Raw genomic sequence first — 24,470 nt, forward strand, 5'->3', positions numbered from 1 at the left:
GTGTGCAACGTACACTCATTTACAGCCCTCTCGTCCCTTTTTCCTTTTTCGTTTTAAGCCTTTTCTTATATTTATGGCCATTTCCAAACAAACGAGCAAATGAATATCAACAAAATTCTTTTTTTATCCTGCTTATTCTGGGTCTGCTGCATCGGAATGAGTGTAGCGCAAACTACCTCTAAGTATGACCAGCATGAAGCATTTGCGCCCCTTTTTTATCCCACTAACGGTAACGAATATCGCAGTGCCGGCGGAGCTCCAGGTAATAAATACTGGCAGAATCACGCCGATTACGTACTGAACGTTTCCCTGGATACCGCCAAACATCGTGTAAGCGGTTCCGCTTTGATAAAATACAAAAACAACAGCCCCGACGAGCTTCCTTTCCTCTGGCTGCAACTGGATCAGAACATCTATAAGGCTGATTCCCGTGGTACCGCAACTTCCTTTGTGAATGGCGGCCGTTTTGCTACCAGCAAATTCACTGATGGCAGTGAAATCAAATCCGTAAGCGTTATCAGCAACGGAAAACCATTAGCAGTTAAATACATCATTAACGATACCCGCATGCAGATTCAGCTGCCACAGGCTTTAAAAGCTAATGGCGGTGCATTGGATATCAAAATAGAATACGCTTTCAGCATTCCGCAGGAAGGTACCGACCGTATGGGCCGCCTGCTTACCCGCAATGGCTGGGTATATGAAGTGGCACAATGGTATCCCCGTATGGAAGTATACGACGATATCCTGGGCTGGAACTCCATCCCTTACCAGGGCGCTGCGGAGTTCTACCTCGAATATGGCGACTTTGACTACACCATTACCGCTCCTGCCGGCCTGATTGTAGTAGGTTCCGGCCTGCTGCAGAATGAAGCTCAGGTACTGACGCCTAAGCAATTACAAAGCCTGGCGAAAGCACGTACAAGTGAAACTACTGTAAACATCCGCGATAGCAGCGAAGCTGCATTGGGAACCAAACAAAAGGGAAACCTTACCTGGCATTTTGCCTGTAAGAATGCCCGCGACGTTTCCTGGGCTGCTTCCAAAGCATTCATCTGGGACGCTGCACGTATCAACCTGCCAAGCGGTAAAAAAGCCCTGGCACAGTCTGTATATCCTGTAGAAAGCATGATGTCTTCCAATGGCTGGCAGCGTTCTACCGAATTCGTTAAAGGATGTATCGAAATCTACTCTAACCAATGGTTTGAATATACCTACCCGGTTGCTACCAACGTAGGTGGTATCGTGGGTGGTATGGAATATCCCGGCATCGTATTCTGTTCTTACAGAAGTACCGGTGGTGGTTTATGGAACGTGACTGACCACGAATTTGGTCATAACTGGTTCCCGATGATAGTAGGTTCCAACGAAAGGAAATATGCCTGGATGGATGAAGGCTTCAATACTTTCATCAACCACGGCTCCGGTAAAGTCTTTAATAAAGGAGAGTTTAACCAGAAGATGATCAATCAGAATATGGGTCGCTCTGTTTACGGTGTAGATCCTATCATGTCTACTCCGGATGTAATCCAGAGCAGCTACCTCGGTATCGCTGCGTATTACAAACCTGCTATGGGCCTGGAAATCCTGCGTGATCAGATTCTTGGTAAAGAACGTTTTGAACTGGCTTTCCGCACTTATATTAAGCGCTGGGCATTCAAACACCCTACTCCGTGGGACTTCTTCCGTACTATGGAAAACGTAGGTGGTGAAGATCTCAGCTGGTTCTGGCGTGGCTGGTTCCTGAACAACTGGAAACTGGACCAGGCAGTGAAAGGTGTGAAATACGTGGACAATGATGCTTCTAAAGGCTCTCTGATCACTATTGAAAACCTGGAACAACTGGCATTACCTGTTGTAGTGGCTGTCACAGACAGCAAAGGCAATACAGATACCGTAAGACTACCGGCAGAAATCTGGCAGCGTGGCGGTACCTGGACTTTCAGACATAACTCTACTTCCAGGCTTACTAAAGTAGTGATTGACCCTGAAAAAGCTTTCCCGGACGTAGATCCTTCCAACAACACCTGGGCCGGAGAATCTAAGAAAGCTCCAGCTGGTCTTACTGCGAAAGATGTAATCAACAATTATCTCACTGCTATTGGTGGTGCGGATAAATTGAAAGCGATAAAAGATATGTCTATGTCTGCTACCGGTAGTGTACAGGGTACAGATATCCAGATGACAAGGAAATTCAAGGCACCGGATAAGTACCTGCTGGATGTATTCATCCCTGCGATGGATACTCATGCCAGCAAAATACTCATCAATGGTGATAGCGTAAAAATGATACAGATGGGCAACGCTGTACCGGTAGACGCTGCAACAAGGCAGAAAATGAAAGCTAACCAGCAGATCGTACCTGAACTCAGCTACCTTACTGATGGTTCTACCTTTACATTATCTCCTGATATCACTACAGATGATACGGGTAATGATAGTTACGTGGTAACTGTTGTAACTCCTGACGGACAATCCATCGTATTATACTATGATGTAAAAACCGGCTACCGTATAAAAACTGAAACCCATGTTGGCGACCAGGTTGCTTCTGTAGTGGAATCAAGCGATTACAGAGATGTATCGGGCATCAAATTCCCTTATTCTCTTAAGAACTTCATCAGTGGTCAGGAACTGAACTTCAAAGTGACAGATCTCAAAGTGAATAGCGGTCTTAGTGATGAGGAGTTTAAATAATTAAATAAGTACATTATATAGTTAGAGGGACTGGCAAATGAAGCCAGTCCCTTTTTTCATGGCATAATCCGCTGTAGTGGCCGGTAGTAGTGAGTAATAAAGTTGTCAAGTGAGTGTTAGTAATAATTTATTAATGCAGGATATAGTTGATTATCAATATATTTAAAAAGTATATTAATTTTCTGCTTGGATATGTTTAGAATTATTTTATATATTTAATGGTATTGTTGTGCGGGAATAGCAGAAACCCTCCCGGACATTAGATTGGAGATCCCTTTGTAGCATCAGATTGGCTTGGAGTGTTAACTTGATAAATAAGAATAAATTTTAATCATATAATCCTGCTATCATGAAAGTATTACCCATCAGCTTTCCCAGCGTTTTTGAAACAGCGTATGGCAACACTGAGAATTCAGCTAAAGACTTGCTGAATGGTTTGAAAATAAAGAAAGATGAGAACTGGTATATCGTTGGAAACCTGGCCAGAAGAGGTGGTATAAATCCCGGAAGAATCACGAACGCTACTCCACAGGAAGACGATTACGAAATCCTGTTCAAAGCAGCCCTGGTAAACGTATTGGACAAAGTACAGCAGCCACTGTCCATTACCATGGGATTCCCTTTTTCTACTTATAATATTTACAAAAGCGCGGCAGAACAATTCCTCACCAAGCGTCACTTCCTCATAGAATACGATACCCATACTTTTAATAATAAAGGCACCATTAAAAAAGGGATGCTGGATATAGAACGCTTTGAAGTAATTCCTGAAATAGTAGGTGGTATTATTGGCTTAAAGAAAACTGTGAATGATCCCAAACTGGAGAATTTCATTGCTGTGAGCTTTGGTTTTGGTACCATCGAAGGTGGTATGGCTACGGCAGACGGGTTAATAAACCGTACCTGCTTCAGCTCCCATGGTATCAAGTATGCTATCAATAACCTGGCGCGTGAACTGAACAAACAGTATTACCTGGATATGAAGAATGAGCATCACCTGGATGATGCCTTCATGAAGGGATCTATATTCACCAACCGTAAGCGTATAGACCTGAAAGATATGCGCAAGGCGTTATTGACGCATTACTATAAAGAAGTAGTTTCTCCACTGATGCGCAATTATTTTAGCGATCAGGATTATGAAAATTGCAGCAAAATCTACCTGATGGGTGGCGGCGCTCATTATAAGGAACTTACAGATTGTTTCATCGAAGAATTCAGGGACTTTATCCCCGTAGAAGTGGCACCAGAGCCGGAAAACCTGGTGAGTGCAGGTTACCTGTATAACTCGCTCAGGATTTCTGATGATAAGCACCTGCGTAGTGTAGGGCTTGATCTAGGCAATGCCTCATCTATTATCTCTGTTTTTGAAGAAGGAACCCCATCTGTTAGCCCAAATCTATGACGTGTCTGCTATAATTGAAATATTTAGAAAGGCCTTCCGCAAAGGCATGTTCCTGATACCAGAACAGGTATCAGTACAGGGTACTATTGAATCTCCCCTTCCCGGGCGCGTAGACGGAAACGTACGTGGAGATGTGAATACCACTGGTATGCTCATCATTGGTAAAACCGGGAACATCCGTGGAAATATCCACGCTACAGATTTAATCGCCTATGGAAGAGTGTTCGGGGATATTTTTGTAAGTAATAAAGCTGTGATCAGCAACAAAGCTTATATAAAAGGAGATATCACGGCATTGATTCTTGAGGTAGAAGAGGAAGCTGTTATTGAAGGTGCCATCCGCAAGAATGTGGCTGATCCTGAAACAATTATGCCCCTCGATCCTGAAAGCGAAGCAGATAATAACCCTGCTCCCGATCTTAATGATGAAAAAACCACCACCTGGTTTTAATATGAAAAAGGCTCCGTTGGGAGCCTTTTTTTATATGACCATGCATCAGGTATGAAGGAGCTATGCATTAGCCATGCTTAATGTCTTGGTTTAGCTCTTTCGTATTGTACCGGCCATTTTACACTCTCATCTTTTAATGTATGTGCTGCATGTATAGGGAAATAAGGATCCCTCAGCAGTTCTCTTGCCATAATTACCAGGTCGGCTTTACCTTCGCTGATGATTGCTTCACCTTCTGCCGCAGTCGTAATCAAACCTACTGCACCGGTCTTAATACCTGTTTCCTTACGGATATGTTCCGCAAAAGGCGTTTGGTACAAAGGACCTACCGTTATTTTCTGATGAATGGCCAGTCCCCCGGAAGAGCAGTCAATCAGATCTACACCCCTGCCTTTCAGAATAGTGGCCAGTCTGGTAGATTCTTCCAGGTTCCATCCGCCTTCTGCCCAGTCAGTGGCTGAAATACGTACAAACAAAGGATGATCTGCCGGCCATACTTCACGTACCGCTGCTATTACAGACAACAATACTTTGATCCTGTTCTCAAAACTGCCACCATATTCATCAGTACGTAAATTACTTAAGGGAGATAAAAACTCATGGATAAGATAACCATGTGCCGCATGGATCTCTATTACCTGGAAACCCGCTTCTAAAGAGCGTTTCGCTGCTGCTTTAAAATCGGCCACTACCTGGTTAATGCCTTCGGCAGTTAATGCGATGGGCATACCATAGTGCTCTGAGAAAGGAATAGCGCTGGGTGCATAGATTTCCTTCCAGCCTCCTTCTTCAGGTGGAATTACTTTACTTCCTTTCCAGGGTACTGTTGTACTTGATTTACGTCCGGCATGTGCCAGTTGTATACCTGCAGCACAGCCCTGTTCCTGTATAAACTGTGTAATGTTACGGAGATTGGTAATATGTGCATCATCCCATATCCCAAGGTCTGAAGGAGAAATGCGTCCTTCCGGAGATACGGCGGCCGCTTCTGTGATGATCAGTCCGGCTCCACCTACCGCTCTGCTGCCAAGATGCACCAAATGCCAGTTATTGGCAAATCCGTTTTCAGCGCTGTATTCGCACATCGGTGATACAACAATCCTGTTTTTAAGTGTAACTGCTCCTATCTGTAATGGAGTAAACAATGCTGCCATAAATCCATTTTTTGTATCTCGAATTTAGACAAAAAAAAAGATCCCGGCATTTGCCGGGACCTTTCAAATTAAGTGTATGAAAAAGCGAGCTTAGTCGATACGTCTAACGTTAACGGCATTCATACCTTTCCTACCTTCCTGCAGTTCAAACTCAACTTTGTCATCTGCCTGGATCTCGTGTACAAGACCGTTTACGTGTACAAAAGTTTCTTTATTGGATTCATCATGCTTGATAAAACCAAATCCTTTTGTTTCGTTAAAGAACTTTACAGTTCCTTGAAATTTTGTGTTCATTTGTGTAAAATTATAAATTTGTAAAGGTCAAAGGTAAGGGTTATATATTCCAGTGCCAAATAAAAATAATCTTTAATGGTTATTGCTTTATAAATTAACATTAACACATTTATAACATTTGTATATATAAGCAGTAAAGCGTACATTGTGCTATATAAAAATGTGGAATGCAATTTTATTTGATTCGTATAGTAATGAGTGTCTTTTCAATTAAGCTTCTAATGCCACTTTTTATGTTACCTAACAACTGTTTCGCGTTCTTAATTCAATTCAATCTATCATGGCGAAAGTAATTTTCAACAACAAGAAAGCCTTATTCTTCCAATCTCTTAAGGCCGATGTGGAGTCGTATTTTGTTAAAAATAACATAAAAAAGACGGGTAACTGGAAACTGTATTCGAAAACATTAGTACTGATCCCTGCCGCTACGCTCACATACGTTGCTTTATTAGTATTCCCGATGACCCCGCTGCTGGGTATCGGATTGAGTGCTTTTCTTGGTTTTACGCTCGCCTGCATCGGGTTTAACGTGATGCATGATGCCTGCCATGGTAGTTATTCTACTAATAGTAAATTAAACGACCTATTGGGATTATCACTGAATGCTTTAGGTGGTAATGCTTTCATCTGGAAACAGAAACATAACGTGATTCACCATACCTACACCAACGTAGATGGTATGGATGAGGATATTGCAAAAAGCCCTTTAATGCGTCAGTGTAGCACTCAGACATGGACGCCAATGCACCGTATTCAGCATATTTATGTAGTACTGGTGTATGCGATCTCTTCTTTTGCATGGGTATTCATCATGGACTTCACTAAATACCTGACCCGTAAGATTTACAAAACACCTTTACAGACAATGAGCAAGGGTGATCATTTTGTATTCTGGGCAAGTAAAGTGTTATATGCGCTCTTTTATATCGCTATCCCGGTAATGGCAGTAGGCTGGCAGGCATGGGCAATTGGTTTTGCCGCTATGCATGTAATACTGGGCTTTACCCTGGCGATCGTTTTCCAGCTGGCTCACGTGGTAGAAGAAACTACCTTCGAAGTAGTTGGTGAAGAAACTGTTGTTATCGAAAACGAATGGGCTATTCACCAGATCAACACAACTGCAAACTTTGCTCCTGATAATAAAGTGATTTCATGGTTCGTAGGTGGTCTGAACTACCAGGTAGAACATCACCTGTTCCCACGTATCAGCCACGTACACTACCCTGCTCTCAGCAAAATCGTTGCTGCGAAATGCAAGGAGTTTGGTGTACAGTATAATAGCATGCCTACTATGCAGGCAGCTGTTAGGTCTCACTTCCGCTTTATGCGTCAGTTAGGTAGAAAACCAGAAGCTAAACCAGCTTCCCTGGCAGTATCTGCTTAAGCAATCAAACTTATTTAAGAAGGGCGGTCTCAGTAAATGAGACCGCCCTTCTTAGTTAGTGATATCTTGTTTTTTTATAATGGTGCTTCGCACCATCATAAAAAAACTGAAGGGGTTTTGCAGGGCGAAGCCCTGCACCCGATTATAGCTTGTTAATATCATCATACAACGCCTTAAAACATTTGGTAGGAGTCTGCAGTGTATCCTTTCCCGGTTTCTTCCTGCCATAATATTCATCCAGGAATGCTTCCGGACCAGACCACACTGTCTGCATCATCCCCTGATACCTGTCTTTCATCTCCGGAGTAGCCGTTTCTCTGAATGAAATCATATCCTTCAGCTGCTGCTGTGCAAACAATGGCTTACGCCATGGACAGGTAATCACCTGTAACCCCTTCATTGCAAAATACACAGGCGTCTTATCAGGACGATCATAATGCCAGTCGCATACTACCACATCTTTAGGAATCAGGTCAATGGCACGGTAAGTATTATTATAACTGGCTTCCCATTCACCCAGTCCGGTAGACTTACCATCCAGCAACCGATCTCCCCAGATCCATAAATTACGGCCTTTATCAGCCAGATGATTACGCAGCAGGGTCAGCTCCCCGGCAAACAGTTCAGCCTTATCACGGCCCCCGCAACGCGGACATTTAGCCTCTCCTATATAGAACACCTCATCCATCCCTGCATGAAACGCCTTTGACTCAAACACATCACAAATCTCATCTATAAGATCAAATACCACTTTATGCACTTCAGGATGTAAAGGACAATAACTTTTGCAATACAAGCCATCCGCATTCGGCCATACATATTTCCCCGTATCCTGCATCTTTACCCAGGGAGTTTCATCAAACTGAGGATATACAGATAACAATTTATTGGTCTGAAAGGCCCATGACTGATGCCCCAGCAAATTCACCTGTGGGATCAGGTTAATATGAAACTGCTTACAAACCTGCACCAGCTTCTTAACATCCTGTTTGGATAACGCACCTTGCTCACTGAGTTCAGGATGACTGGCATACTGATAATTATAATCTATTCTCAGTATAAGCGTATTCACATGCCTTGGAGCCAGTTCTTCTTTGATGAATTTGATAAATTCATCCAGACTGGCAACATGTGGTGCCCCGATACAAAATCCCCTTACCGGCAATATGCTGTCCGGTGGCGGAGAGGCAAAAGCAGTAGTAAATAACAATAAGAAAATTGAGACGATACATACATTTTTCATGGGTACTTCTTTAAACGTGAAAAGACTACATGAATGTAATAAATGAAGATCGTTTATGCCAGCAGAATTTGTTAAATGGAAAAGGGCCGTCTTATAAAGACAGCCCCTTTCCACAAAAAGAATATTAATTACTGTTGAGAAGAAAATACATACTCTCCGGATCCTACCGTATACACAGCAAACCCTCCTTCATTCCTCAAAAACTTCACACCATCATCCCCGTTAATAGCCTGATTCCCTTCTTTTACCTGCTTGTCAGAAGCAGCAGGAATATACACTTCCGCCTGTGTATTCACAGGAATACCAATCTTCCACGTAAATGTTTTGCCATCCACTTTCCAATCACTGTTAATCCATCCATAAGGAGAATGATACGCCGCATTTACTTTCGTTAAATTACCTACCACCAACGGTTTCATGATAATCTTCTTATATGCAGGTGCATCTGGTTTTATCGCGCCCAGATACTCATAATACCATACCACAAGATCCCCCAGCAGCATTACGTGATTACCGGAATTCATAGACGGATCAGCCGTATTCCCGTTCCACAGTTCCCAGATAGTAGTAGCGCCATGTTCCGCCATATAACCCCAGCTTGGATAAGTGGTATTGGTAGCCAGCTGGTAAGCAATATCCCCTCTCCCATTATCAGACAACGTACGCATCAGCCACTCTGCGCCTACAAGGCCAGTGCTGATATGCCCGTTATAACTGCCAAGCGTTTTACGCACTATATGCTGGAATACAGAATCCTTTACATTATCAGGTGCCAGCTTATACGCTAAAGAAAAGATATTCGCTGTAGGCGTATTATTCGCGTAATATCCGTCATGCAGGAACTTATTGTTAAACGCAGTCCTGATCCGCTCTTCCTGTGCTTTATAATCAGCTGTATTATCACCCACAATGGTAGCAAAACGTTCCATTAAAGTAAGCATATGATAATAGAATGCAGTACCCAGGAAATCACCAGCTGTTCTTCTCGTAGAGTCCTTCGAGTGAATCAGCTCAGGAGACTCAGGAGGTACGCACCAGTCGCCATAAGTATCCTTGGTAAGGATATCATCCTTCATATACTTCCCTTTCATATAATTCATCCATTTCTGCATAGAAGCATAATGCTGACGGATAGGCTGATCATCTCCATACTGCTCATACAGTAAATTGGCAACGGTGAGATAAGCAGCAGGCCAGGTCATATTATCGGAGTATATTTTCCAGTAAGTAGGTGCTACGTCCGGGATACTTCCTTCCGGTGATTGTGCATCCTCAATATCCTGCAACCACTTGGCATACATGCTATGGTTATTGAAGATGAAGCTCTCCCCTCTTGCTCCTGCAGCACGGTCGCCCAGCCATCCCATACGCTCATCACGCTGAGGGCAGTCGGTTGGCATACCACGGTAATTACCACGGATGCCCCAGTACGCATTATTGTAAATCTGGTTCAATACTGCATTAGAGCTTTCAAATTTACCGCTGGTTTCCATATCATCATACACTACACGGCCTTCAATATCAGCCAGGGAAGGCTTACCAGGATAACCTGTTACTTCTACATAACGGAAACCATGATACGTAAAACGTGGCTCCCAGTTTTCTTCTCCATCACCTTTCAGTATATAGTTATCTGTTACTTTAGCACTACGCAGATTAGCGATATACAAAGTACTGTCATCCTTCAGACGTTCAGCAAAACGCATCGTTACTTTATTACCCTTAGTGCCCTTTACTTTCAGATGTACCCATCCTACAAAGTTCTGCCCCATATCATAAATAAATACACCGGGTTTGATCTCCGTAATATGCATCGCCTTCACGGTGTCCATCACTTTAATGCCATTGTTAGGCTGTGTCACCAGCTGCGATGTTTGTGTCACCAATTGTGCTGGTATCCATTTACCGGCATCATAACCAGGCTTATTCCATCCTGTCAGCTCTTTGCGGGCATCATAATCCTCTCCGTCATATTCACTGTTAGCAACAATAGGCCCCTCTCCTGTTAACTTCCAGCTGTTATCTGAAATCACTTTATCTTCAGTACCATCTTCATAAGTAATATTAATCTGACTGATTAACTTCGGATATCCATAATTAGTATTCTGTGATAATCCCGGGCCATTACCACGCATAGTAAAATAACGGCCATTACCTAATATTACACCTGCGGTATTCGCGCCTTCTTTCAGTTGCGACGTAACATCAAACGTATTATAAAATACACGTTTGTTATATTCCGCAGGACCAGGAGCCAGTACATCATCTCCTATTTTCTCACCGTTGATATACAACTCATACAACCCTAATCCACTGATATAAGCAGTCGCTTTTTTTATCTTTTTCGCCACACTGAAATCCTTACGTAAATAGCGTGCAGAAAGACTGGTAAACGTATCTGTAGGTTTTGCTTTCTCCCATGCAAAAGCAGAATCCAGTCCTATCCATTTCGCCTGCCAGTCGCTTTTCTGTAACAACCCCGCACTCCATTTAGCAGGTTTACTCCATGTGGTTTCTTTGCCATCGCTGGTCCACACTTTTACTTTCCAGTAACAGGTAGCACCACTTGTCAGGGGCGTGCCAGCATACTTCACTTCAATAGATTTATCGGAACTTACTTTTCCTGTGTTCCATAAATCCCCTTCATCTTTACCCAGCTTTTCTTCTGAAGAAGAAGCTATAATCTGGTAAGCCTGTTGTAAAACGCCCCTGCTGCTGCTTTCAATTTCCCAGCTAAGTCTGGTTGCAGGTACATCAATACCCATCGGATCTGTACGGTATTCACATTTTAAATTACTGAGTGAATTTCTTCCGTTTTGCGTACAGGCATTGAGTAATACCACCGACAGGGAAAAGAGAATAATTCGTTTAATCATAATATTGGATTTTATTGCGGGTTCTGAGTCAGATTATCAAGGTTTACATCAGTTTGTGGAATAAGTAACAGCAACTTATTAGGCGTTAACTGGTAGCCGTTGGCAGGTATAAGAGTACTTATCGCCTTTTGCTTCACACCATGCGCATTCATTACCTCTACTGCTTTACCGGACCTTACAAGATCATACCAGCGATGATTTTCAAATGCGAGTTCCACCTTCCTTTCCTGGAAGATAGCGTCGCGGAAAGCATCCTGACTGGTAACCCCTGTTTTAGGTCCCAGTCCGGCTCTTGCTCTTACGTCATTCAGCAAAGTGAAGGCTTCGCCACCAGCTGCAAATGCCTGTTCATTGAGGCATTCTGCAATCATCAGCATTACATCTGCATAACGCAGTACCGGGAAGTTATCATTGGTACGTCCTACATCTGTAAAGCCGTGGTTATACTTTTTGACGTAGGGTATGGCCACAAAATTGCTATCTGCATCTTTATAACCGGTACCCATGGAAATATCTTTACGCTTATCCCCTGTTTCATAGGAGTCGATCATATCCTGCGTAGGAATATTCCAGCCGGAGCCACTTCCGCGAATAGATGTTTTACTGTCGCCTGTAACATAACTACCCGATGTATAGGGTGCGAAGATGTACATGAAAGTACTATAGAGACCTGCCTGAGAACCAAGATACTGAATCTCGAAGATAGATTCTGCACCATTTTTCTTATTCGGATCAAAAACATCTGCATAGTTTGGCAAGAGGGAATAACCCAGTCCCTGTACCTTACGCAGCTCTGTAAGTGCATCCGTGAAATTCTTCTGCGTCATATACACTTTAGCCAGTAAAGTGCTGGCAGCACCCTTGGTAGCCCGGCCTACATTAGAGCCAGCATAAGAAGCCGGCAGTTTATCAGCCGCATCTTTCAGGTCGGCAATAATAGCGGTATACACCTCATCTACTGTAGCCCGGCCTTTAGATGATGCAGCATCAGGAGACTGAGTGGAAGTCAGCCTCAAAGGCACACCACCAAACTGTCTCACCAGATTAAAGTAATGAAAGGCACGTAAGAATTCCGCTTCTCCTTTATACTGATCACGCGCAGCATCCGTCCATCCGGTTACATTGGAAATATTATCCAGCACATCATTACTGCGGGAGATACCGATATAACTGTTCTTCCAGAAATTACTGATACATTCAGCAGTAGCAGGCACCAGGAATTCATCTACGAATTCCCACTGCTCACGCCCCCTGTCTGCATTATTATACTGGAACCAGGTATTATCAGATCTCATCTCTCCAAAGATCCAGTAGCTTTCATTAGCCAACGGTTGCAGTATGCTGTAAGCGCCATTCACCGCCTGCTGTATCTCTGTTTCTGTTTTATAAAAAGTACTGCCGTTAATGCTGGTTTCCGGGTTCAGGTCCAGGAAACTTTTACTACAACCACCAGCAAGCAAACCTGCCAGTACGGGAACAAGAATATATTTGATTTTCATGAGTCTTAAATTTTAGAATGACAGATTAATGCCCAGTGTATACGTACGTGCCAGCGGATAGTTGGTAAAGTCTTCACCCGGTGTTAATCCTACATTAGACGCATTTCCTGAAGGGGATTTACGGCTGACTTCCGGATTGGCTCCACTGTACTTTGTGAACGTAGCCAGGTTCTGTACACTGGCATACAAACGGGCAGTACTGATAAATTTGGTATGCTCCAGTAAACGCCTGCCGAAGTTATACCCCAGTGCAATATTCTGTATCCGCATGAAAGAGCCACTCTCTATCCAGGAAGAGTTCACATCGCGGTATATCACCCTGGCGCCATTAGTAGTAGGCGTTTGCCCGTCTCCCGGATTCTCCGGAGAACGCCAGCGGTTTAATACACTACGGTCTACGTTAAAGATGCCATCTATATTCTGTAAGTATTGTTTGGATGTTTTCATGACCTGTCCACCCTGTGAACCAACCAGCACTATACCTAAATCAAGACTCTTATAATTGAAATGGTTTGTTAATCCCCAGATGAATGTAGGATTAGGATCACCGATGATCTCGAAATCATTCACCGGTTCTATTACGCCATTTCCATCTACATCTTTATACTTGATAGAACCTACTACAGATGTTACATTCTTTGGAGATTTATCAAAATCGGCCTGGTCTTTATATACACCCAATACTTTATAGCCATAGAACAGCCCTATAGGCTTACCTACTTCCGTGATATGTGTATAAGAACCCTCTCCGCTTCTACCGCTGTAAATAGGGTCGTTTTTGTCATTCAGGGCCAGTACTTTATTCCGGTTAAAGGCAATGTTGGCGTTGGTTGTCCATTTTAATTCTCCGGATAAGTTATCTGTATTGATACCAAACTCAAATCCATGATTTTCTATTTTACCTGAGTTGATGATTACATTGGTATAACCAGAGGATAAAGGAATTTCTGAGTTATACAACATGCCCCTGGTGATACGCCTGTAATAATCAGCTGTTACATTCAGCCTGCCACCAAAGAACCCTGCATCAATACCTGCATCCAGTTGGGAAGATTCTTCCCAGGTAAGATTAGGATTCCTGAGGTTCGAGCTGCTACGGCCGCTGGCTACACCACCACCAAATACATAGTTGGAGGAATTGATGTTGGACACGTACGTATAGTTACCGATATTATAATTACCGGAAAGACCATAACTCACTCTCAGTTTCAGATCGCTTAACCAGGAAACATGCTTCAGGAATTCTTCTTCAGATGCCCGCCATGCAAACGCTCCGGAAGGGAATGTACCAAAGCGGTTGTTGGTACCAAAACGGGAAGAACCATCAGAACGTACTGTACCTGTCAGCAGGTATTTACCTTTATAAGAATAGTTGATCCTGCCCAGGTAAGAAAGTATAGCCCACTCCTGTACATCCTGGGTATAAGTTGGAATAGTAGCCGCTGCATTGATAGGCTGAATCAGATCATCAGGGTAATTAGTAGCATCAATCCGTAAATAGTCCACTCTTTCTTTCTGTGCAGTATATCCTAATACCACATTAATCGCATGATCTTTTCCCAGCTTTTTATCATACGACAATAACATCTCGGATAACCAGTTTAAACTATTGGCTTTAGATTGAGAAGAGTTAGGAATACCAGGAGGAGGATTGTTTACCCCACCCAGGATAGAGGGATTAAATACAAAAGAAGATCCGTTACCGTAGTTCACATTAAAACTACCCCGGAACTTTAATCCATCAATGATTTCATACTCTCCGTACACACCACCTAAACCGGAGAAGCTGGTCACTTTTGTTGCGCCATATTCCAGTGAATTCAAAGGGTTAGCGGCACTAAACATACCAGGGGAAGCAATGTAAGGTGTACGTTTTCCGGTACTGTCTGTAACCGGTATCAGCGGACTTAACCACAGACTACGGGTAAGCACATCCGTAAACCCGTTTTCGAAATCATTTATATGCTGCTGACTGTAAGTAGGTGCCAGGTCTATACCTATCTTTACTTTACGGCCTATTTTACTTTCAATATTTGCTCTTACTGTATATCTCTTATAATCAGTATAACGTAATACCCCATCCTGGTCAAAATAACCAACGGAAAAGTTATACTTCGTATTCTCTGAACCACCACTTACACCCAGGGAAGTATTATGCTGAGGGGCAGTATGCAACACGGTATTGTACCAGTTGGTGCCTTCTCCATATTGTTCAGGATGTCTGTAATCCACAGGAATATCAGCATCGGTAGCTGTTAATCCACGTGATGCAAAATCATCTACAATAATATCTTTCCTGAATTGTGCAAACTCACGTGCATTCAGCATCTTTGGCCTACCCTTATCTGGTACCTGCTGGAAACCCGTATAGGTGTTCAGCGTTACCCTGGGGGCGCCTTTCTGCCCATGTTTGGTAGTAATGACTACTACGCCATTCGCTCCCCTGGAACCATAGATAGCAGTAGAGGATGCATCTTTCAGCACAGTCATCGTTTCAATATCATCCGGATTAATAATGTTCAGCGGACTTGCCTGCTGATCAAAACTACCGGACAGTGGAAATCCATCCACTACGTACAACGGATCACTGCCTGCTCCGATAGAACCTGATCCGCGAATCTTAATAGAAGCACCACCACCAGGAGTACCAGATACAGCACTTACCTGTACACCAGGCACCTGCCCTGCCAGCTTCTGGTCCAGCCCCGCTGTGGGTAAGTCCTGCAGCTGTTTGGCATTGATGCTGGTAATAGCCCCTGTCATGTCTTTTTTCTGCTGACTACCATATCCTATTACCACTACTTCATTCAATCCTGAAGTGGAAGATGACAACCGTACATTAATAGCGGAAGTTGTTCCCACTGTTACCCTCTTTTCATCATAACCCAGGAAGCGAAAAGCAAGTACATCACCGGGAGCAGCCTGTAAGGTGTATTGTCCGCTGGTATTGGTTTGTGTGCCCACTGACTTGCCCACTACCTGCACTATTACGCCAGCCAGCGGTCCTTCAGCAGAATCACTGACAGCACCTGTAATCGTCATTTTTTGTTGTGCAATTGCCTGAGTACAGCATAGTAACAGCAAGAGGCTGCATTGAATAGAAAATCGCCGCCATAGCGGACTACAGATTAAATGTTTGTACATAACGGGAATAGATTATAAACATTAAAAAATTGGCATGAGTATCTCTGCCCGGCATACTACCCGGAACAAAATCCACTGCAAATAATAACTACAAAAAGAATTGGCTATGAATGCCAGCTATGATTCTGATAAGACATACGTGGAACTATTATGGAATGAATCAATAAACGTGCGAACAAAAATTAAATTAGTACAAATACTCAGCGCAACTATCCTACACTATCTTACTGGGCATAAAAAAAGTGCCGGTACAAAGACCGGCACCTCAAATATTATGAAACAAACATTAATGGAAAACAGTCATAGCAGGATAATAATTGCCATTATAAATAAATGAACCTGTCTGTACACCTGTAGATGCATTATAAGAATACATCGTATTGATGGAGCCACCATAAACGTTATCCGTAGTGCTCAGCATCAGTGTATTCTTCTGTGGATTATAGGCAATGCCCTTACCATAAAAGAAATGATCTGCAGGTATTGTAATAAACGGCGTTGCAATAGATGCATTATTACCAACTACATATTTATATACTGCATTATAATCAGAAGTAACATATATGGCATTTTCTGTAGTGGAAGCTACAATAGAACCACTTGTATAAGTATAGGGGTTGTAATAGATATCAAAGGTGGTATTGATCGTATCTACTTTCAGTGTTCCCGGGTTTATTTTCAATAATGAATTAGTCGTAGCTGCCCATACATCTCCATCTTTACTAATTGCAAAACCTGTCTTTGCCGGCCCTATAGTTTTAGCAATGCTATAATCACTGCTGTTTAAAGCAATGATACCGCTCGTTTCAGAGAGCACAAAAATATAATTGCCTGCTTTGATCATATCTCCTACACCTTCGCTTATTCCTGTTATTTTAGTTCCCACTGTTACAGCAGAAAGATCAACAGGATAAATACCTGCGGTGGTACTCAGCAAACCACGGGAAGCATCCACTCCAACAAAGGCATGTGCCATATCACCATTGGGTAAGCTGTTAATGCGAGCCGTTTCCTTGAGTGTATATGGATCTGTAAGGACTATTGGTCCGCCCAGGTTTACAACAAGAAATAATTTATTATTGAAGATGGTCGCAAATTCCAGCACCTGTGTATTTGTACCTAAAGTTTTACCTGGATTTTCAGTAGTATATGCATTCAGGTAAAGAGAATCATTGGTGTAACTGTAAAAGTGTACATTGCCCGCTACATTGTTATAGCTCCCTTCATTTATCAGGAAAAAGCCATTATCATATCTACCTTTGAATACATTTGCATCATCATCTTTACTACAGGAGGTGATGATCATGACAAAAAGAACCAATAACAACTGGGGTAATTTTCTATACATATATAAAATTTTAAAGAAGATGGGGCACAAACCTACTGTATGACTATTAAATATCCAAAAAGAAAAATACTATAGTATCTTGCCGAAAATTCAAAATAATTCAGTTGAAGCAATTATTTCTGTTTGTATCGCTGCTCCTTATAGTTCACGGTAGCCATGCCCAAAGTATACTAAATAAAACCGTTTCTGTAAATGTAACCCGGCAGCCACTGGCCACTGTACTGGATAACATTAGCAGTGAGGGTAATTTCCATTTTTCATATATAAAGGATTTCATCAGGGATGATAGCCTGGTGACTGTCAATGTTTCCCATAAAACAGTGAAACAGATACTGGATATGATATTCCAGGGTTCCTGCCAGTATAAGGAGATTGGCAACCAGCTGATTCTGCAGCGTGCAGGTAAAGAAAAATGGTACTCTGTAAGCGGATATATTACAGATGCTATCACCGGCAGACCTGTCAGCAATGTCACTATCTACGAGCGGATGCAGCTGATATCCACCATGACCAACGAGCAGGGCTTCTTCCGTATCAGGCTGAGGGAAAGAGATCAGATAACGGCGCTCACTGTCAGTAAAGACCTTTATAAGGATACTGCCATGATTATCATCAGCGGGCATGATCAGGAGATGAAGGCCAGTATCAAACCCTCTAATCCCATCATGTTATCCATCGTAGATGTAAGCCAGTATTCTCATGTGGAGCAGACCTTGCTGGGGCGTCTCTTTCTGTCTTCCCGTCAGCGGGTACGCAGTTTGAACCTTAGCGAGTTTTTCACTAAACAGCCTTACCAGTACTCTATTGTACCCAGTTTAGGTACACATGGCAAGTTAGGTTCACAGGTGATCAATAAGGCCTCCCTGAATATGATTGGCGGGTATACCGCAGGATTGCACGGTGTTGAAATGGCAGGGATCTTCAATATTGATCAGAAGGATGTGAAGTATGTGCAGGTGGCCGGGGCATTCAATATTGTGGGAGGTAAATTCGAAGGTGTACAATTCGCCGGTTTACATAATCATGTGCTGGATTCAATGAAGGGGCTACAGGCATCAGGAATCAGTAATGTGATCAGGGGTAGCTTTGAAGGCGTACAACTGGGCGGTATTGTGAACCATATAAAAGGAACCATTGTGGGAATGCAGGCTGCTGCTGTCGCTAATCTCAGTGAAGACAGCGTCCAGGGAGCACAGTTTGGAGGGATCATTAATCAGACTAAATACCTTAACGGATTTCAGGCTGCCGGTATAGGCAATCTCGTTACAGGAAACACGGAAGGGGTACAGTTAGCTGGTATAGTCAATTATACCGAAGGGTTTAAAGGATTTCACGCCGCTGGTATAGGGAATATTGCAACCGGGACCGTAGAAGGTCTGCAGGCATCTGGTATTTTCAACTATGCTAAAAAGCTGAAAGGTGTACAGGTAGGGGTGGTTAACATTGCGGATTCTTCCGATGGATATAGTATAGGATTATTCAATCTGGTAATGAAAAACGGTTATCACCGGCTGGATGTATATAGTGATGAAACGCTGGATATTAATCTGGCCTGGAAATCGGGTAACCGTAAGCTATACACTATTCTAATGGTAGGCACCAGCCTGAATAATAATGAAAAAGCATATTCCTTTGGGTTTGGAATGGGCCACAGTTTCCGGCTTAATCAGAAAATGAGCATTGAGGCCGAATTTATCTCTCAGTCGGTATACCTGGGCGACTGGAAATATCCGGAGTCCCTGAACCGCTTTCAGCCTGTGTTAAACATAAAGCTGGCTAAAAACGTTACCTTGTTTGCCGGCCCATGCTTTACAATTAGTTATCATGATGCTGCCGCTACGCCCGTAGCTGGCTATAAAGCTGCCCTGCCCGGGCGCTACAACGCTTTTAAGATGGGAGATAATGTCTCGGGCTGGTTTGGCTGGCATGCAGGCATCGGGTTTTTCTAGATTATTTGATACCTTTGCACCCCTCTTCGGAGGATTGCTAAAATTGAATACTATGTCTAAAGTAAAAGTAGGTTTTGTGCAAATGAGCTGTACCGGTGATAAAGCGGAAAATCTAGCCAAAGCCAGTCAGCAGATACGGGAAGCAGCCGCCAAAGGTGCGCAGATCGTTTGCCTGCAGGAACTATTCACGTCCCTGTATTTCTGTGATGAGGAAAATTATGACAATTTCTCCCTCGCAGAACCCATTCCCGGCCCTTCTACAGACTCATTACAGAAAGTAGCGGCAGAACTGGGTGTAGTGATCATCGCCTCCCTCTTTGAAAAAAGAGCACAGGGATTATACCACAACACCACAGCAGTACTGGATGCAGACGGCGCTTACCTTGGTAAATACCGCAAAATGCATATCCCGGACGATCCGGCTTATTACGAGAAATTCTACTTCACCCCGGGTGACCTGGGTTATAAAGTCTTCAAAACCAAATTCGCTACCATCGGTGTACTGATCTGCTGGGACCAGTGGTATCCTGAAGCAGCCAGAATCACGGCCCTCATGGGTGCAGAAATCCTCTTCTATCCTACCGCTATCGGCTGGGCTACTTCACAGGACGAAGCTACCAATGTGGAACAATACAACGCCTGGCAGACTATGCAACGCAGTCATGCCGTTGCCAACGGTCTGCATGTAGTAAGCGTGAACCGTGTAGGATTCGAACAGGAAGGCCGCATGAAATTCTGGGGAGGCTCTTTCATTTCCAATCCATTCGGCACCATCATGTACCAGGCTTCCCATGAAAAGGAAGAAGTGTATGTACAGGAACTTGATATCGCCTTAACAGACAGATACCGCACACACTGGCCGTTTCTGCGCGACAGAAGAATCGACTCCTACGCTCCTATTACTAAAAGATATATCGACGAATCATAATGAACGGACAACCTACGCTTAAACAGCTTGGATATTATTTCCCGGCCGAATTTCATCCGCATGTGGCTACCTGGTTGAGCTGGCCGCATAAAGAGGCCAGCTGGCCCGGTAAAATAGACAGCATTTATCCGCAATACTGCCAGTTCATCAAATACCTGACGGAAAGTGAGATCGTACGTATCAATGTAAATGATGAGGCGATGAAAGCATTTGCCATCAGCCATTTGCGTAGTGCAGGTGTGAACCTTGATAAAGTAGAATTCTTTCTGCATCCTACCAATGATGCCTGGTGCCGCGATCACGGCCCAGCTTTCCTGATCAATCCATCAGAAAAGAAAAAGGTTATTGTAGACTGGAACTATAATGCCTGGGGTGGTAAGTATCCGCCTTTCGATAAAGACGATATCATCCCTACATTAATCGCCAACCATTTTAAATTACCGGTATACCATCCGGGTATTATCATGGAAGGAGGATCCGTAGAATTCAATGGTAAAGGCACTCTGTTAACATCTGCCTGCTGCCTGTTAAATGAGAACCGCAATCCTCATCTGAATAAGGAACAGCTGGAAACCTATTTACAGGACTTCTACGGAGTAGATCAGATCCTTTGGGTAGATGAAGGCATTGTAGGAGATGATACAGATGGTCACATTGATGATACTATTCGTTTCGTGAATGAGGATACTGTAGTAACAGTGGTAGAAAGGGATAAGGGAGATGAAAATTACGAACTGCTGCAACAGAACCTGAAACAGTTACAGCAGATGCGCCTGTTAAATGGTAAACAGTTAAACGTAATTGAATTACCTATGCCGGATGCTGTGATCTTTGAAGATCAGCGCCTGCCTGCTTCTTATGCGAATTTCTATATCAGCAATAAACATGTAATTGTACCCACTTATCGTTCTGAAAATGATGATAAGGCTTTACAGATCCTTGCAGGCTGTTTTAAAGACAGGGAAGTTGTAGGCATAGATTCTACAGAGATCATCTGGGGCCTGGGCAGCTTCCATTGCCTTAGTCAACAAGAGCCAGCTATCTGAAAATAGCCCAATATCACTGAATTCAGTTATATATAACGTATTGTCCCGGTAGTCCCTGATTACCGGGATTTTTATTTATCTGATAGTTTTTTATGATGCTTCAACCCTAATCTGTCACAGCAATGTTAAAAAAAGCTTAACGGCAGAGCTTGAAAATAAGTCTTTCACATTTTGTTAGCATTTTAGGTGTTACCTTAGTTATAGTCAAAACAGCCGGGTAAAGAGGCTGGTATTTATTACAGAAAAACCTAACTTATTCCTTTGATGAAGAAGCCAGTCTTTAAGAAAATAACTAAGCTAACTTTAGCCGCCGGCCTTTTTTCCGTAATCATGTTCAGTTCAATTGATCCTTCTGTTGGTAACAGAACTACATTTATACCTACTGTAAAAGCTGCAGGCAGTGCTATGATGATGTATGCCAACCTTCACCTGGATTCACTTGGATTGACTAAAGAAGCATTCAACTATGCCATTAAAGGCATGGAAAGGTTGCAGGCAGCAGGCAAACTAACCACTACAGATCTGATCTCTATTGTAGATTTCAGCCTGCCGTCCAGCAAGAAAAGACTTTTTGTGATAGACCTTAAAAATGGTAAAGTGTTATTTAATACACTGGTATCACATGGTCGTAATTCCGGTACCGCAGTAGCTACAGAATTTTCCAATGCTCCTGAAAGTTTTAAGAGCAGCCTGGGATTTTATGTAACAGGAGAAACCTACAAAGGTGAACATGGTTATTCCCTTCGTTTACAGGGAGAGGAAGAGGGCATTAATGATAATGCATTAAGTCGTGGTATTGTTATGCACAGCGCTGCTTATGTAAATGATAAGTTAGCAAACTTACAGGGATATATCGGCCGCAGCCTTGGTTGCCCGGCTATTCCGGAAAAGGTACATAAGATGATCATTGAGCAGATCAGGAATGGTACTTGTCTTTTCCTGTATAGTCCTGATAAATATTATATGGCACATTCGAAAATGTTAGAAGCTGATACTACAGTTGCTTAACATTATAGCTTTTTTTATTGGTGGTGCTTCACACCACCAATAAAAAAAGAATGGGCTTTGCCCTGCACCCAATTATTGGGGATCAGAGAACATCTTCGGGATCATGCTTGCATCATGATCATAGATATCATGTAAGAAATGTAAATGCCCTTCTTCATCTACAAAAGTGGTGTAATACATGATCAGCACCGGCACGGGTTCTTTCACTCTCACATACTTTTCCTTACCACTATTCATTGCACTGTCAATCTTTTCAGGTGTCCAGTTTGCATTATCTGAAAGGATATAATTAGCCATTTTTACAGGATCACTGATACGGATACAACCATGACTGTAAGCTCTTTGATCACGGTTAAATAAATCCTTCTGATTGGTATCGTGGAAATAAATATTAAAACTATTAGGGAATAAGAACTTCACACGACCTAAGGGATTATCCTTCCCTGGTAATTGCCTGATAACAGGTAAACCATTTCTTTGTCCGATTACTTCCATATGTTTCTGTGCCAGGTAATTCTTATTACGGCTCATTGATTTCAACACTTCTTCTCTCACAATACTATTAGGTAAATTCCAGTAAGGACTGAATACTACCTGGTTGAGATTACCGGAAAACATGGTCGTACTTTTACCTTCTTTTCCTACTACTACAGCCATGTCGAATTCCTTCTTGCTGCCGTTATATACATGCAGCATAAACTCCGGTATATTTACCATAATCAGCCTTCCTTCCGGTTCTACAGGCATCCAGCGCATTCTTTCTATATTGATCAGTAATGTTTGCACCAAACGTATGGCTGGTACATTCATTTCTTTGATTAAAGAATCGTTGAGGACACCTTTTGGTGTATGTCCGTGAGTAGCTTCAAATGTTTTCAGGGCTTCTCCGAATGCGTCTGTAAACACCTCAGTACTATCTTTATCGGACAATTCTCCTGTTATCTGTAAACGTCTTTTCACAGCAGCTATTACCGGGGAATTATCTCCTGCTTTGTATTTCTTCTTTTCAACAGGAATGCTATCCCATCCACCTTTTTTAGCAAAGTCTGTATATGTTTTTAACTGAGTTAACAGGGACCCATATATATTACGTGACGACGTGTGCTGTTTGTTTTTGTTGGATAACTCAGCATCCGCCAGTTTTAATACTTCATTCTTTTGTGCAGGAACGAATTGCTCCATATCCTTCACCCAGTTATCATCATCCTGATGTGCATCTCTGAAATAAGCAATGAAACGTTGTGATAATTGTAATTCTGTTTTAACGATATTGGCATCTCTGGCAGAGATACTGGAATCCAGGTCTCCGGTCATTAAAGCATTAAGACGGTATTCCAGCGACTTATTATTTTCACTGGTATCCACACTATAATCGTATAAGCTACGGAAGCCATACGCCTGTTCATTTAAGCCATTGGTATCAAACCAGGCGAATTCGAAATTACGGGCATTGTAAAAGCTACGCAGCCTGTTGGCAATAGTATCGTTTAGTTTCTGTTGAGTGATGAATTTCTCTACCGCTGCGGTATCCAGGAAGAGATTATTATAGGCATTGCCTGTAGTGATGTTGGTATTTCTGGGAGTAACGGCAACTTCTGTGCTTTGCTCGTTTTCATTATAACCTGCTTCTTTTTTATGCTGCTTACAGCCAATGGTTATTGTAACCACAGCGAACAATAAGATCATTAAATACTTCATACTAACAGACTTTACAAAAGACATGCCTATGCCAGCACAGGCTTATCTTTCATGAAATCCGAACATTCCCGGCTACTCTTATTCCGCAGAATGGGTATTATTTTGCCAGATAATGATTATATGTTATACAATATTGTTAAGTTGAACTCCGTATTCTTTGTAACAAAACATAATAGGCTCCGCTAGGAGCCTCGTGTTTGTAGACAACGTATTAAACAACAAAACACAGACTCCGTAGGAGTCCCCTAATGTTTACGATTCAGGGGGACTCCTACGGAGTCTATTAAATAGAAGATTAATTTTTGCTACAAACACGGCGCTCCTAACGGAGCTTAACTAAGCAACA

General features: G+C 42.7%; 16 protein-coding genes. 8 read left to right on the forward strand and 8 right to left on the reverse strand.

From position 1 onward, the window contains the following. Positions 1-99 precede the first annotated feature (99 nt). From BMW86_RS31835 to BMW86_RS31845, 3 genes are all read left to right on the forward strand, one after another. Positions 100-2,697 (forward strand): M1 family metallopeptidase, encoded by a 2,598-nt coding sequence (locus BMW86_RS31835; RefSeq protein WP_177189461.1) that lies wholly within the window; start codon positions 100-102, stop codon positions 2,695-2,697. A 349-nt stretch (positions 2,698-3,046) separates the two neighbouring features. After that, the gene (locus BMW86_RS31840; protein WP_089787935.1) at positions 3,047-4,102 is read left to right on the forward strand and encodes a ParM/StbA family protein; all 1,056 of its coding nucleotides are present in this window, start codon (positions 3,047-3,049) and stop codon (positions 4,100-4,102) included. Position 4,103: 1 nt separating this feature from the next. Further along, entirely contained in the window at positions 4,104-4,553 is a 450-nt protein-coding gene (locus BMW86_RS31845; protein WP_177189462.1) for a bactofilin family protein, read from the forward strand. Positions 4,554-4,630: 77 nt separating this feature from the next. Here the strand turns inward: BMW86_RS31845 and namA are convergent, their stop codons facing one another. Together namA and BMW86_RS31855 are read right to left on the reverse strand one after the other, a co-directional pair. After that, entirely contained in the window at positions 4,631-5,707 is a 1,077-nt protein-coding gene (namA, locus tag BMW86_RS31850) for an NADPH dehydrogenase NamA (RefSeq protein ID WP_089787939.1), read from the reverse strand. Positions 5,708-5,797: 90 nt separating this feature from the next. After that, positions 5,798-6,001: a cold-shock protein gene (locus tag BMW86_RS31855; RefSeq protein WP_089787941.1), complete on the reverse strand. Its 204-nt coding sequence runs from the start codon at positions 5,999-6,001 to the stop codon at positions 5,798-5,800. A 280-nt stretch (positions 6,002-6,281) separates the two neighbouring features. Here BMW86_RS31855 and BMW86_RS31860 point away from each other — a divergent pair, with 280 nt between their 5' ends. Further along, positions 6,282-7,385, forward strand: a complete 1,104-nt coding sequence (locus BMW86_RS31860; RefSeq protein ID WP_089787944.1) for a fatty acid desaturase family protein — start codon at positions 6,282-6,284, stop codon at positions 7,383-7,385. Positions 7,386-7,527: 142 nt separating this feature from the next. On the opposite strand, the gene BMW86_RS31865 is transcribed toward BMW86_RS31860, so the two are convergent. From BMW86_RS31865 to BMW86_RS31885, 5 genes are all read right to left on the reverse strand, one after another. Beyond that, on the reverse strand, positions 7,528-8,628 hold the full coding sequence (locus tag BMW86_RS31865) for a family 20 glycosylhydrolase (RefSeq protein WP_089787946.1): 1,101 nt from the start codon (positions 8,626-8,628) through the stop codon (positions 7,528-7,530). Between the two features lie 128 nt (positions 8,629-8,756). Then, complete coding sequence (locus BMW86_RS31870) at positions 8,757-11,504, reverse strand: glycoside hydrolase family 78 protein (RefSeq protein ID WP_089787948.1); 2,748 nt, start codon at positions 11,502-11,504, stop codon at positions 8,757-8,759. An 11-nt stretch (positions 11,505-11,515) separates the two neighbouring features. After that, positions 11,516-13,003, reverse strand: coding sequence for a RagB/SusD family nutrient uptake outer membrane protein (locus BMW86_RS31875; RefSeq protein ID WP_089787950.1), 1,488 nt, complete (start codon positions 13,001-13,003; stop codon positions 11,516-11,518). 12 nt (positions 13,004-13,015) lie between these two features. After that, positions 13,016-16,147 carry a SusC/RagA family TonB-linked outer membrane protein gene (locus tag BMW86_RS31880; protein WP_089787952.1) on the reverse strand — a complete coding sequence of 1,044 codons (3,132 nt, stop codon included), beginning with the start codon at positions 16,145-16,147 and terminating at the stop codon, positions 13,016-13,018. Between the two features lie 286 nt (positions 16,148-16,433). Beyond that, positions 16,434-17,495 (reverse strand): DUF5074 domain-containing protein, encoded by a 1,062-nt coding sequence (locus BMW86_RS31885; RefSeq protein WP_089787954.1) that lies wholly within the window; start codon positions 17,493-17,495, stop codon positions 16,434-16,436. Positions 17,496-17,599: 104 nt separating this feature from the next. Here BMW86_RS31885 and BMW86_RS31890 point away from each other — a divergent pair, with 104 nt between their 5' ends. The 4 genes from BMW86_RS31890 (at position 17,600) to BMW86_RS31905 (ending at position 22,426) form a co-directional block, all read left to right on the forward strand. Then, positions 17,600-19,444 (forward strand): LA_2272 family surface repeat-containing protein, encoded by a 1,845-nt coding sequence (locus tag BMW86_RS31890; protein ID WP_089787956.1) that lies wholly within the window; start codon positions 17,600-17,602, stop codon positions 19,442-19,444. A 52-nt stretch (positions 19,445-19,496) separates the two neighbouring features. Then, positions 19,497-20,372 (forward strand): carbon-nitrogen hydrolase, encoded by an 876-nt coding sequence (locus tag BMW86_RS31895; protein ID WP_089787958.1) that lies wholly within the window; start codon positions 19,497-19,499, stop codon positions 20,370-20,372. Beyond that, complete coding sequence (locus tag BMW86_RS31900; RefSeq protein ID WP_089787960.1) at positions 20,372-21,418, forward strand: agmatine deiminase family protein; 1,047 nt, start codon at positions 20,372-20,374, stop codon at positions 21,416-21,418. The genes BMW86_RS31895 and BMW86_RS31900 overlap by 1 nt, the downstream gene beginning before the upstream one ends. Positions 21,419-21,748: 330 nt before the next feature. After that, the gene (locus tag BMW86_RS31905; protein ID WP_255373054.1) at positions 21,749-22,426 is read left to right on the forward strand and encodes a murein L,D-transpeptidase catalytic domain family protein; all 678 of its coding nucleotides are present in this window, start codon (positions 21,749-21,751) and stop codon (positions 22,424-22,426) included. Between the two features lie 72 nt (positions 22,427-22,498). Here the strand turns inward: BMW86_RS31905 and BMW86_RS31910 are convergent, their stop codons facing one another. Continuing rightward, positions 22,499-24,124 (reverse strand): L,D-transpeptidase family protein, encoded by a 1,626-nt coding sequence (locus BMW86_RS31910; RefSeq protein WP_255373055.1) that lies wholly within the window; start codon positions 24,122-24,124, stop codon positions 22,499-22,501. Positions 24,125-24,470: the final 346 nt, after the last annotated feature.

Origin of the sequence: Chitinophaga sp. YR573 (assembly GCF_900110995.1) — a bacterium.
Lineage (GTDB): Bacteria > Bacteroidota > Bacteroidia > Chitinophagales > Chitinophagaceae > Chitinophaga.